The 222-nt window shown below is 55.4% G+C and carries 1 protein-coding gene; it reads right to left on the bottom strand.

Features of this window, described 5'->3' with window-relative positions; genetic code table 11:
- Window positions 1–222 (bottom strand): hypothetical protein (locus GSQ79_RS30415; protein ID WP_210253173.1); only part of this gene is annotated, 222 nt, incomplete at both ends.

Here is a 222-nt window from a genome sequence, read left to right as displayed (position 1 = left end):
CCCATGGCTTGTTTGCCCATCTTTCTCCCCTTCCACACATCCTTGCCATTTCCCTCTTCCTCCTTTCCATCATCTTCCTTCTCCTCCTCTTCCTTGCTGTCCACTCCCTTGTCATCTCCCTCACCATCCTCCACTTCCTCCCCATTCTTGCCATCCTCACCCCGCTCCTCTTTCTCCTCTTCCTTCTCCTCCTGGCCTTTCCTCTTCCTCCTCCTCCTCCGC

This window comes from Beijerinckia sp. L45, assembly GCF_009765775.1.
Taxonomy (GTDB): domain Bacteria; phylum Pseudomonadota; class Alphaproteobacteria; order Rhizobiales; family Beijerinckiaceae; genus RH-AL1.
The sequence above is the reverse complement of the archived record's forward strand: the minus strand, read 5'-3'. Positions and strand labels throughout refer to the sequence as shown.